Source organism: Kiritimatiellaceae bacterium, assembly GCA_013141415.1.
Lineage (GTDB): Bacteria > Verrucomicrobiota > Kiritimatiellia > Kiritimatiellales > Tichowtungiaceae > Tichowtungia.
This window is the reverse complement of record JABFQY010000001.1, coordinates 224,761-236,969: the sequence shown is the minus strand read 5'-3', so window position 1 is coordinate 236,969 and position 12,209 is coordinate 224,761. Positions and strand designations below refer to the sequence as shown.

Here is a 12,209-nt window from a genome sequence, read left to right as displayed (position 1 = left end):
CGAGGTTTCAAAAGAGAGGTCAAACGCATTCCGCCCGGCGGCAGATCAATCCCGCAGTACAGGGGTCTTCTTGATTTCCCGCTGTTCGCGATGGTAATCAGAAAGAAACTGTATGATTTCAGGATGACGCTCGGTAGCGGCCAGATCGAAAGCAGTTTCACCGGAAGATAGCTTGGCATCAGTTTTTGCGCCGCCCCGCACCAAAGTTTCAAAAACATCCACGAGACCCGTCTGCGCTGCCATGAGTAAAGGAGTGCGACCCTGATTCCCGCAGATTTCTGTATCCGCCCCGCGCTCAAGAAGTATTCGAACCACGTCGGCCTGGTTTCCGCGCACGGCATGATGCAGCGGAGTCCATCCCTGCCTGTCCTTTGCATTGATCTTCGCGCCGTGATCAAGAAGCAGTTCAAACTCCTCCAGATGGCCCCTGTTCACGGCATAGTGCAATGCGGTCGCGCCGTTTTTCGCGCTGACATTGACATCGGCTCCGCGTTCGATCAGAAGTTTCAGCATGGCGAAATTACCGGTTCGGGCCGCGCATAAAAGGTAACTTTCTCCGGCGCAGGAAAAATCGGCCGGAAGTGCGCCTGCGGCCACCAGCCGTTCAGCCGCCGGAGAATTGGCCTGTATGGCAAGATAAAGCGGCGTGGCTTTGTCGGCGTTGAGCCGCTGGAAATCAGCACCGGCAGCGACCAGCCGGTCGGTTAGACGCGAATCGTTCTGCTGTGCGGCAACGTGCAGCGCGGTGTTTCCCTTCTGTCCGGCCCGGTTGACGTTCGCTCCGGCAGTCAGCAGGAAATCAACAGCCCCCGCATCTCCGCCCTGGACGGCGCACATCAGCGGCGAAAGCCCGTTCTTATCAAGCGCGTTGATGTCGGCGCCGGCGGTCAGCTGTTTTTGAATCAGCCTCAAATTCCCATCGGCGGCGGCACGATGAAGGGTCTGAACCGGACGCATATCCAGCCAGCACAGTCCGGCAAAAATAAACAGTGCGACCGTGAAAACAGAAATTGAAAACCACAGTTTATTCAAAACAGCATATCTCCTTAGACCGGTACGGGTTTGTATGCTGTTCACTTCCAGAGATGCTGTATAGCGGGAGCCTGCCTGAAAGTTCTGTGGGGAAATGTATTACAAGACAACAGAGGAAAAATCATCACTTCTTGTCGAGAAGCCACTGAACGGCGCGTTGCATCAGCTCGGTTGCGGTTTGCAAGCTGAGTTTGGCCTTGATGCGTGCGCGATACGTTTCGACGGTCTTAACACTCAGGTGCATCGCTTCGGCGATATCCGCCGTGCTCTGCCCTTTCCCGATCTGCTCGAAAACCGCCAGTTCACGGTCGCTAAGAGTGGTGACCGGATCGCACCCCGTCTCATTCCGTCGAACGGTCTGCATAATTTTCTGTTTAACCGCTTCGCTGGCATAGACACCGCCATCCAGCACGCAACGGATCGCTTCAACCAGCTGGTTGGGAGGAGCGCTCTTGCCGACGTAGCCGCCGGCACCGGCACGCAGAACCCGCTCGGCGTAAAGCAATTCATCCTGCATGGAAAGCACAAGCATCTTAAGGCCCGGAAACTGAACCGCGACGTCTTTAACCAAATCCAGCCCAGACTCTCCGCCCAGTGATAAATCGATGAGAACCAAATGAGGATCTGCGCTAGAACAAAGCTGCAACGCTTCCGCGCGACCCGCCGCTTCGCCGCAAACAGAAAGGTCAGCTTCGCATTCTATACAGCCCCGCAACCCCTGCCGGACAAACGGATGGTCGTCAACAATGAGGATTCTCTTCTTCGCTGTTTTGGGATTTGTTGCGCTCATGCGACGCATACTGCCAAATTTTATATGAATTACAACGCCTGTTTTCAGGACTTTTGTCTCTCCGCCGTTTTAACTGCAACCCAAACCGCTTCGAGTTCTTCCAGCGAGCATTTTTCAATCTCGCGTCCTTCGGCGTGAAGCCGGCTTTCCAGGCACTGGAAACGGCGCATAAACTTGGCGATGTTTTCGTTAAGCAGTTCTTCGGACTCGTGGCCAAGGTAGCGGCTTAGATTGACGGTGGAAAAAAGCAAATCGCCAAGCTCCTCGCGAATGGCCGCAACATCTTTCTGCTCCATCGCTTCTTTTACTTCGGCGAGCTCCTCTTCCAGCTTGGCGATAACTCCGCCGATCTCATCCCATTCGAAACCGGCACGGGCAACACGCTTCTGTACCAGATGCGCCTTAGCCAGCGCTGGCAGATGGCGCGGTATTCCTTCGACCAGCGACCGCGGCGTTTCCGTGTCCTTCTCGGTCTTCTTGATTTTTTCCCAGTTGCGCAGCACTTCGCCGGAAGTATCCGCCTGCACATCACCGAAAACGTGCGGATGACGCCGGACGAGTTTGTCGGCGATGCCGGTAACCACGTCGTCAAAATTAAACTCCCCGGCTTCGTCACAAATCTGCGCCTGAAAAACGACCTGCAAGAGCAAATCGCCCAGCTCGCCGCGCAGCTCGTCGCGGTCGCCGCTTTCAATGGCGTCGATCACCTCATAGGTCTCTTCGATCAGATTGGACTTGAGTGAATCCAATGTCTGCTCACGATCCCACGGGCAGCCGCCCGGCCCGCGCAGTTTGCGCATAATTCCAAGCAACCGCTCAATCGGCTTCTCTTTCATTGCACTCCTTATAAAACAAAAAGGCTGAACCGCGGTTCAGCCTTTTCTCAGAATACCGGAATTCGCGTTACCGGCGGCTGACCAGTTCCAGCAGTTCTTTGGCCGACATGTCGCCGAGCGTTTCGAGTACCACTTTGGCCCCGGTGAAATCTTCGAAGGCTGTGTAGGCATCCGGCAGAGCAACCGCCGTGGCGCCCGCCGTCAGCGCGCCCTTGCAGGCGGCGCGTGAGGCAACAACCGCGATCAGCGGAATGTTTTCCTGATTGCGCAGTTTGAGAATACGCAACCAGTGGTCGGCACGCGGGAAAATCGGATCGACACTGTCCATCGCCACCAGATCAACCCCCAGCTCGTCGAGTCCGGTTTTCTTCATCAGTTCTTTAGCGGCGGGTTCCGGCCAGGCCGAAAGAGCAACAACCTGAATGTTTCGATCCTGAGCCGCTTTAATCAGCGCCGGAAGGCCTTTATTCAGCACCGCTTTGTCCGCGAAGGCTTTAACCAGCAGATTTTCGGCCTGCTCGGTCAGCTGGTCGCCAGTGGTCAAATTGCGTCCCGTGGATTCAATCATCGCAGAAATCGCCTTCCCTGGGCGGGGCGTGAGACCGTAGCGGGCAAACAGCGCCGGAGTGACGTCGATATCTTTGCCTTTCATCACCTGTTTGAGCACGTCAAACATGATCTGCCGGCCATTGATCGCGACGTATTCGAGTTCGAAGAAAAGGACTTCCCGCGCCTTGATTTTTTCGGTCGGCGGTTTAGTTTCGATTTTGACTTTGCTCATTCAATTCTGCTCCGGTTAATTACACTTTTTTCATAAAAACAGGGGGGCAGTGTATGCGTCGGAACCGGTACAGTCAACCCCTGAAAAATATCCCCCTTCCGGAGCAGGAAAAGGGTTGCAAGGCTCGGTTCGGCTTGTGATTATGTCCGGAATTTTGGCGGAATTACGGGACTTTTCAGCGGACACAAAATGAAAAAAGCAATCATTGCACTCGAAGACGGCACCTGCTTCACCGGCCGGGCCTTTGCCGGTTCGGGCGAATTCTACGGCGAGCTGGTGTTCAACACCTCGATGACCGGCTATCAGGAAATTCTGACCGACCCTTCCTATAACGGCCAGATCGTCACCATGACCTATCCGCTCATCGGCAACTACGGTGTAAATCCGGAAGATGTCGAGTCACGCGCCGTTTTTGCCAGCGGACTGGTGGTCAGCGAGTGCAGCCGTATTGTCAGCAACTGGCGCGCCACCATGAGCCTGCCCGACTATCTGGAACAGGCTGGCATCATCGGCGTCGACCAGATCGACACACGCGCCGTCACCATTCACATCCGCGACAAGGGTGCCATGAAGTGCGTCATTTCAACCGAAGACCTCGACTGCAAGAGTCTCGTTCAGAAGGCAAAAAACTCAGCCGGACTCGTCGGGCGCGACCTTTCCACCGAAGTCAGCGCACAGAAACCTTACGTTTTCCCGGAAGGCGGAAAGAAAAATGCCCGCTTCCGCGTCGCCGTAATCGACTGCGGCATTAAGACGAATCAGCTCCGTATTTTCGACGAACTCGGTTGCGAATGTCATGTATTCCCGAACACGGCCTCGGCCAAAGAAATCCTTTCCTGCAAACCCGACGGTCTTTTCCTTTCCAACGGCCCCGGCGACCCGGCTGGCGTTCCGCAGATTGTCGCGACCGTCAAAGAACTGATCGAATCCAGACTTCCGACCTTCGGAATCTGCTTCGGCCACCAGATGCTCGGTCAGGCGTTCGGCGCAAAAACCTATAAACTTAAATTCGGCCACCGCGGCGCAAACCAGCCGATTCAGGATCTGCGCACCGGCAAAGTGGAAATCGCCTCGCACAACCACGGCTTCTGCGTTGATCCAGCCACCCTTGATCCAAAAATCGCCGAAGTGAGCCACATCAACCTGAACGACAACACCGTCGCCGGCCTGCGGCACAAAACGTTGCCGGTATTCTGCGTACAGTATCATCCCGAAGCCTGCCCCGGCCCGCATGACCCTTATTATCTGTTCGAGGAATTCATTGCGCTGATGGAAAAAGGAAAGAAGTCATGAAACATAGCGAATGGATTGCCATTTTAGATTACGGCTCGCAGGTGACGCAGCTGATCGCCCGCCGTATCCGCGAGCAGAAGGTGTATTGCGAAATCATCCGCTTTGACACCAAAGCCGCCGACCTCGCCAAACGCGCCCCGAAAGGCATCATTCTTTCCGGCGGACCGGCCAGCGTCACCGACCAAGGCTCGCCGCTGTGCGATCCCGCAATTTTCGAACTCGGCATTCCGATTCTCGGAATCTGCTACGGCATGCAGCTCACCGCCCAGACACTCGACGGAAAAGTGCACCGCGGCACGAAGCGCGAATACGGCAAGGCGATGATGCAGGTCACCAAAGACTGTCCGCTTTTCCAGGGTCTCGACAAAAACCTTCAGGTCTGGATGAGCCACGGCGACAAAGTCGAAGCGATACCCGCCGGTTTTGAAGCCGTCGCCGAATCCGACAACTGCCCGTACGCCGCCATGCAGAACTCTGCGAAGAAAATCTATGGCGTGCAGTTCCATCCGGAAGTCGTCCATACGCCACAGGGCGCGCAGATGCTCGGCAACTTCGCCTACAAAGTCTGCGGATGTTCCGGCGACTGGAAGATGAGCAAATTTATTGAAGACAACATTCAGGCCATCCGCACCAAAGTCGGCACCGACCACGTTCTGCTCGGACTAAGCGGCGGCGTCGATTCTTCTGTCGTGGCCGCCCTGCTTCATAAAGCAATCGGCCCGCAACTTCACTGCGTCTTCGTGGACAACGGCCTGCTCCGCTACAACGAAGCCCGCGAAGTCGAAGAACTTTTCGGTAACGCCTTCGGCATCGATCTGCACACTGCCCACTCACAGGATATTTTCCTCGACGCACTGGCTGGCGTCAGCGACCCGGAGAAAAAGCGCAAGATCATCGGCAAAACCTTCATTGATGTCTTCGCCGAAAAAGCACGCACCCTGAGCGGCAAGGTTAAATACCTCGCGCAGGGCACACTTTATCCCGACGTCATCGAAAGCGTTTCGCCGATCGGCGGACCTTCAGCCACGATTAAGAGCCATCATAACGTCGGCGGACTGCCCGCCGATCTAAAATTTGATCTCATTGAACCGCTACGCGAACTTTTCAAAGACGAAGTACGCGCCGTCGGCCGCGAACTTGGACTGCCGAGCTATGTTGTCGATCGCCAGCCTTTCCCCGGTCCCGGTCTGGCCGTGCGCATTCTCGGCGACATCACCCGCGACCGCGTTGACCTGCTCCAACTCGCCGACCTGCGCGTCCGCGAAGAAATTTTAAAAATGCCGAACCACCTCGATGTCTGGCAATACTTCGCCGTACTGCTTCCGATCCAGACCGTCGGCGTCATGGGCGACGACCGCACCTACGAAAACGTCGTCGCCGTGCGCGCCGTGCAAAGTCTCGACGGCATGACCGCCGACTGGTTCAAACTGCCGTACGAAGTGCTCGACAGCATTTCCAACCGCATCATCAACGAAGTCAAAGGCGTCAACCGCGTTGTCTACGACATTTCTTCCAAACCGCCTTCAACGATTGAATGGGAATAATTTCAACGCAAAGACGCAGAGGGTGCCAAGGATCGCTGAGAAGATGACAGAGAATGAACTTTCTAAAGAGATTATCGGAGCAGCAATCGAAGTCCATCGGGTGCTGGGTTCCGGCCTTTTGGAAAGCGCCTATGAGGAAGCTCTTTGCTATGAGCTGGAATTGCGGGGAATTTCCTATGAGCGACAAAAGTACCGTCCGTTGAATTATAAAAACAAAGTGCTGAAAACAGATTACCGGATTGATCTGCTGGTTGACGGAAAAGTGGTTATTGAAATCAAAGCCCGCGAAACAGTCTCTCCGATTGATAAATCTCAAACTCTGACATACCTTCGCCTAAGCGGCATAAAACTGGGACTGCTGATTAACTTTCATGAACCTTTACTGAAAAACGGAATTACACGAATTGTAAATAACCTTTAATTGAACTTTGCGAAACTCGGCGCGCTTTGCGCCTTTGCGTTGAGGATCCGACATATGCCTAAAAGAACTGACATCCACCACATCCTGATCATCGGCTCCGGCCCGATTGTAATCGGCCAGGCGTGCGAGTTTGACTACTCCGGAACACAGGCCTGCAAAGCCCTGCGCGAAGAAGGGTTCCGCGTCACGCTGATCAACTCTAATCCGGCCACGATCATGACCGACCCGGCCACGGCGGACGCGACCTATATCGAGCCGATCACGCCGGAAACCGTCGAAAAGATTATTATCAAAGAACGGCCCGACGCCCTGCTGCCGACGCTCGGCGGTCAGACCGCGCTTAACACCGCCATGAAGCTTTACCGAAGCGGCGTGCTCCAAAAGTACAATGTCGAAATGATCGGCGCCAACTACGACGCCATCATGCGCGGCGAAGAACGCGACATTTTCAAATCCGTTATGAAGGAAGCCGGCATCGAAACGCTCAAGAGCTTCCATGTCCACAATCTCAAAGAAGCGATCCACGTCGCCGAAAAGGAACTGCCCTTCCCGATCATTGTGCGCCCCAGCTTTACGCTCGGCGGCACCGGTGGAGGTATCGCCAACAACATGGAAGAGCTGATGCAGATCGCCGAGCGCGGCCTCAAGGCCAGCCTCAGCAGTGAAGTCCTGCTCGAAGAATCCGTTTACGGCTGGAAAGAGTTCGAGATGGAGGTCATGCGCGACAAGAAGGATAACGTCGTCATCATCTGCTCCATCGAAAACATGGATCCGATGGGCATTCATACCGGCGACAGCATCACCGTTGCACCGACCCAGACACTGACCGACCGCGAATATCAGGCGATGCGCAACGCATCGATCAAGATTATGCGCGCCATCGGCGTCGAAACCGGTGGATCGAACGTGCAGTTCTGCATCCATCCGGAAACCGGCCGCATGGCGGTGATCGAAATGAATCCGCGCGTATCGCGTTCCTCGGCGCTGGCCTCCAAAGCCACCGGCTTCCCGATTGCCAAACTGGCGGCCAAGCTGGCCGTAGGCTACACGCTCGACGAACTGCCGAACGACATCACTAAAGAAACGCCCGCCTGCTTCGAGCCGTCCATTGACTACTGCGTCGTCAAAATGCCGCGCTTCGCCTTCGAAAAATTCCCGTCGGCGGACGCGCACCTCGGCGTCAGCATGAAGTCGGTCGGCGAAACGATGGCGATCGGTCGAAATTTTAAAGAAGCGCTCCAGAAAGCGTTCCGCTCGCTGGAAATCGGTGTGGACGGTCTCGACCTGAAAGCCGAAGCCAAAGTTCCGCTCGCCCGGCTGGACGAATGGTTGACGCGCACCAAGACCGAACGGTGTATCGCTATCAAGGTCGCCCTCAAGCAGGGCTACACGGTTCAGAAAATTGCCGAGATCACCAAAATTGATCCGTGGTTTATCGACAACATTCTGCAAATTGTCGAAATGGAGCGCGAAATTCTTGATGCACCGAAAGACAAGCCGCTCGACATCGACCTGCTCAAAAAGATCAAGTTAAACGGTTTCTCCGACGCCCAGATCGCCGTACTGCGCGGTCAGGATCCGCTGGCGTTCCGCGAAGAGCGCAAAAAAGCCGGCGTCATTCCGGTTTACCGTCTAGTGGATACCTGCGCTGGCGAGTTCGAAGCCGCCACGCCTTATTTTTATTCCAGCTACGGCGACCTCAACGAAATCCGGCACACCGGCAAAAAGAGCATCATCGTTCTCGGCTCCGGCCCCAACCGTATCGGCCAGGGAATTGAGTTCGACTATTCCTGCGTGCATACCGTCATGGCTCTGCGCGAAATGGGCTATGAAGCGATCATGGTCAACTCGAACCCGGAAACCGTTTCGACCGACTACGACACCTCCGACAAACTCTATTTCGAGCCGCTGACCTTCGAAGATGTGATGAACATCTACGAACAGGAAAACCCAATCGGCATGATCGTCCAGATGGGCGGACAGACTCCGCTGAATCTCGCCGACCGTCTGCTCGCCGCTGGCGTGCCGATCCTTGGAACTTCGCCGACGAGCATTGCGATGGCCGAAGACCGCGAACTCTTCCGCCAGATGATCATCAAGCTCGATCTCAAACAGCCGGAAAGCGGAACCGCCAAAACCATGGATGACGCGCTGAAGATTGCGCACCGCATCGGCTTCCCCGTCATGATCCGTCCGTCGTTCGTACTCGGCGGACGCGCCATGATGGTCGCCTACGACGAAACCGAATTTGTTCCGTTCACTCACGCCGCATTCAACGCCAGCCCCGGCCATCCGGTGCTGATCGACCGCTTCCTCGAAAACGCGATCGAGATCGACGTGGACTTAGTTTGCGACGGCAAAGACGTTTACGTCGGCGGCGTCATGCAGCACGTCGAAGCCGCCGGGATTCATTCCGGCGATAGCGCCTGCTCGATTCCGCCCTACTCGCTCGACCCGAAAGTCGTCAAAGAAATCGAGGCGGCCTGCACCCGCATGGCACTCGAACTGAATGTTAAAGGGCTGATGAACGCGCAGATGGCCGTTAAAGGCAGCGATATCTACGTCATCGAAGTCAATCCGCGCGCCTCGCGCACCGTGCCATACGTTTCAAAAGCCACCGGCGTGCCGCTGGCGAAAATCGCCACTGAAATCGCCGTCGGCAAAACGCTCAAAGAACTCGGCCTCGTCGGCTTCCGTCCGGAACTGAGCTGGTATGCCGTCAAAGAAGCGGTTTTCCCGTTCAACCGCTTCGCGGGCGTCGATCCGATCCTCGGACCGGAAATGAAATCCACCGGTGAAGTCATGGGGATCGACACCACCTTTGAAATGGCCTACTGGAAATCACAGATCGCCGCCGGACAGATGATCCCGACCGAAGGGTGTGTATTCCTCAGCGCCACCGACCGCGATAAAGGCTGGATGGTGGAAATCGGCAAAGCGCTCGTCGGTCTTGGCTTCACATTGACGGCCACAGAAGGAACCGGCAAGGCGTTATGTGACGCCGGACTATGCGTCACCGAAACCTGCAAACTCGCCAGCGGACAGCATCCGAACATTATCGACTTCATGCAGGACGGCAAAATTGCCATGGTCATTAACACGCCCAGCGGACCGGTCTCGCGCATGGATGAAATAAAAATCCGGTCAGAGTGTATCCTGCGCAACATCCCGATCGTCACCACCGAATCCGGTGCCCGCGCCACACTTGGCGCCATTAAAGCGGTCGCCGGAAAAGATTGGGACGTTAAGCCGATTCAGGCCTATCACGCGTAACCGATTATTATTCTGGAGTGCGGCGGCAAACGCAGTGCGACGCCGCTTTAAACAGAGCGGCCTCGCGCCTTTGGCTTGCGTCCGCACTCCAAAAGGGAGCGGCGCTCGAAGAATGCTCGACGCCATTCGTGCCGCGCTCTAATCTATCCCGATGATTCCAAAGAAAACACCGTTTCACCTGATGGCTAAGCCTGCCGGGCCGGATTGCAATCTGGCCTGCCAGTACTGTTTCTATCTGGAAAAAGAGGTTCTCTTTAAGGAACAGAAAATCCACCGGATGAACGACGAGGTGCTTGAGGCCTATACCAAGCAATACTGTGAGTCGCAGAATACGCCGGAAATTCTTTTTGCCTGGCAGGGCGGCGAGCCGACACTGATGGGTCTGGAGTTTTTCCAGAAGGCCGTCCAGCTCCAGAAAAAATATTCCGCCGGGCGCCCGGTTCTGAACGCTTTTCAGACCAACGGTACACTGCTCGACAACGACTGGTGCAAGTTTCTGGCGAAAGAAAAGTTTCTGATCGGGCTGAGCCTCGACGGCCCGCGCCACATCCATGACAAATTCCGCGTTTACCGCGGCGGCCAGCCGACCTTTGACCGGGTGATGAAATCGCTCAAGCTGATGAAATCTCACCGGGTGGATTTCAACACACTTACCTGTGTCACCCGCCAGAGCGCGCCGTATGCGCTGGAAATTTATGACTTCCTGAAAAGCACCGGCAGCACGTTCCTCCAATTCATTCCGATCATTGAGCGCAAGCCCGACGATGCCGCCGCACGGCTCGGCCTCAAACTCGCCATGCCGCCGGATCTAGCCGCCGACGATACCGACGACCGCGTGATGCCGTGGACGGTTCAGCCTAAACAGTACGGCCAGTTCCTGATCGATATTTTCGATGAGTGGGTGCGGCACGATGTCGGCAACGTCTTCGTGCAGATATGCGATGTCATGCTGAATGCCTGGATGGGTATGCCGCCGCCGCTGTGCGTCTTTGCCGAAAAGTGCGGTAGCGCGATGATTATCGAACACAACGGCGACATCTACGCCTGCGACCATTTCGTTTATCCGGAATACCGTCTCGGCAATATTCTGGAAACACCAATGACGGAAATGGCCGCCTCGGAAAAACAGCGGCAGTTCGGCAGCGACAAATTCGATAAGCTTCCGGGGTACTGCCGTCAGTGCAATTTTTTCTTTGCCTGCCACGGCGAATGTCCGAAACACCGTTTCATCAAAACACCGGACGGCGAACCGGGCCTAAACTGGCTGTGCGAAGGCTACAAAATGTTCCTGCCGCACATTGATCCGTACATGCGTACCATGGCGCAACTGATCCGGGACAAGCGGCCCGCCTCGGATATCATGGCCATGATTCCTCCGAAAAAATAAAGTAGGACGGGCTTCCAGCCTGTCCAGACAGCCAGGATGGCTGTCCTACATTTCGAAATCAGACAACGAAACCGCCGGATGATGATAGCGGTGCTGCTTTTCAGAGCGGCCGTACTGTACCGCCTTCTGCGGGCACCAGTGGAAACAGGCGTAGCACTGCTCGCAGTGTCCCATCCATGACGGACGGCCATCAACCATCGCCACGTTATTCACCGGACATACCCGAGTGCAAAGACAGCACCCGTTGCATTTCTTGTCCGCACGGAAAGAGCGGTCGGCGCGCGCCGCCCTCTTTTGGAATACAGGAAACATCATCCGGCTGACGATCTTCCAAACCGTCTTGATTTTTTCATGCCGTCCGCGCGGCGACTGCTGAATCTCGGCGGCAATTTTATTAATCCGTTCAGCCGCAGCGGCGTTGACCGTCTGCTGTTTTTCCGGTGCGGGCGCGCCGCCAAACGGTGGATAGTTTTCCGGCATCTTAACGCCCCAACTGGCGGACAGATCAAGACCGCGCTTTTTCATCAGACGCTGTAAAACAGAGATTGTTCCGCCCGGACTGCCCGCATAGGTGATGACGGAGAAAATATACGAATCCGGTGAGGCGTTGAGTTTTGCGACAAAACGCGCCACCAGCGCGGGCGGACAGAATGCGTACACAGGGAAAACCAGTCCGATGCGCCCGGCGGACGGCGGCGGATTTCTGATGGCGCGGGCAACCGGAATCAGCTCGGCATCGCCGCACTGTTTCGCCAGCTCTTTGGCAACCGCCAGCGAATTTCCCGTTCCCGAGAACCAGTAGATGATCGTTTTCATACTCCCCCGCATTGATGGAGGGTTTCGCTCTGTCGA

At 55.7% G+C, this 12,209-nt stretch carries 10 protein-coding genes; 5 read left to right on the top strand and 5 right to left on the bottom strand.

What is annotated here, in order from left to right; genetic code table 11:
- Positions 1 to 45: 45 nt before the first annotated feature.
- The 4 genes from HOO88_01170 to HOO88_01155 form a co-directional block, all read right to left on the bottom strand.
- Positions 46 to 1,032 carry a hypothetical protein gene (locus tag HOO88_01170; GenBank protein NOU35377.1) on the bottom strand — a complete coding sequence of 329 codons (987 nt, stop codon included), beginning with the start codon at positions 1,030 to 1,032 and terminating at the stop codon, positions 46 to 48.
- 124 nt (positions 1,033 to 1,156) lie between these two features.
- Positions 1,157 to 1,822 (bottom strand): response regulator transcription factor, encoded by a 666-nt coding sequence (locus tag HOO88_01165; GenBank protein ID NOU35376.1) that lies wholly within the window; start codon positions 1,820 to 1,822, stop codon positions 1,157 to 1,159.
- Between the two features lie 44 nt (positions 1,823 to 1,866).
- Positions 1,867 to 2,658 carry a nucleoside triphosphate pyrophosphohydrolase gene (gene mazG / locus HOO88_01160; GenBank protein NOU35375.1) on the bottom strand — a complete coding sequence of 264 codons (792 nt, stop codon included), beginning with the start codon at positions 2,656 to 2,658 and terminating at the stop codon, positions 1,867 to 1,869.
- 67 nt (positions 2,659 to 2,725) lie between these two features.
- Entirely contained in the window at positions 2,726 to 3,439 is a 714-nt protein-coding gene (locus HOO88_01155; GenBank protein ID NOU35374.1) for a hypothetical protein, read from the bottom strand.
- 189 nt (positions 3,440 to 3,628) lie between these two features.
- Here HOO88_01155 and carA point away from each other — a divergent pair, with 189 nt between their 5' ends.
- From carA to HOO88_01130, 5 genes are all read left to right on the top strand, one after another.
- A complete protein-coding gene (carA, locus tag HOO88_01150) occupies positions 3,629 to 4,732 on the top strand; it encodes a glutamine-hydrolyzing carbamoyl-phosphate synthase small subunit (protein NOU35373.1) in 1,104 nt (367 codons plus the stop codon).
- Positions 4,729 to 6,276, top strand: a complete 1,548-nt coding sequence (gene guaA / locus HOO88_01145; GenBank protein NOU35372.1) for a glutamine-hydrolyzing GMP synthase — start codon at positions 4,729 to 4,731, stop codon at positions 6,274 to 6,276. Before carA ends, guaA begins: the two co-directional genes overlap by 4 nt.
- 43 nt (positions 6,277 to 6,319) lie before the next feature.
- Positions 6,320 to 6,697, top strand: coding sequence for a GxxExxY protein (locus HOO88_01140; GenBank protein ID NOU35371.1), 378 nt, complete (start codon positions 6,320 to 6,322; stop codon positions 6,695 to 6,697).
- Positions 6,698 to 6,751: 54 nt separating this feature from the next.
- Positions 6,752 to 9,970, top strand: a complete 3,219-nt coding sequence (carB, locus tag HOO88_01135) for a carbamoyl-phosphate synthase large subunit (protein ID NOU35370.1) — start codon at positions 6,752 to 6,754, stop codon at positions 9,968 to 9,970.
- A 151-nt stretch (positions 9,971 to 10,121) separates the two neighbouring features.
- Positions 10,122 to 11,357: an anaerobic sulfatase maturase gene (locus tag HOO88_01130; GenBank protein NOU35369.1), complete on the top strand. Its 1,236-nt coding sequence runs from the start codon at positions 10,122 to 10,124 to the stop codon at positions 11,355 to 11,357.
- 45 nt (positions 11,358 to 11,402) lie between these two features.
- Here the strand turns inward: HOO88_01130 and HOO88_01125 are convergent, their stop codons facing one another.
- Positions 11,403 to 12,173 carry a hypothetical protein gene (locus HOO88_01125; protein NOU35368.1) on the bottom strand — a complete coding sequence of 257 codons (771 nt, stop codon included), beginning with the start codon at positions 12,171 to 12,173 and terminating at the stop codon, positions 11,403 to 11,405.
- Positions 12,174 to 12,209 lie beyond the last annotated feature (36 nt).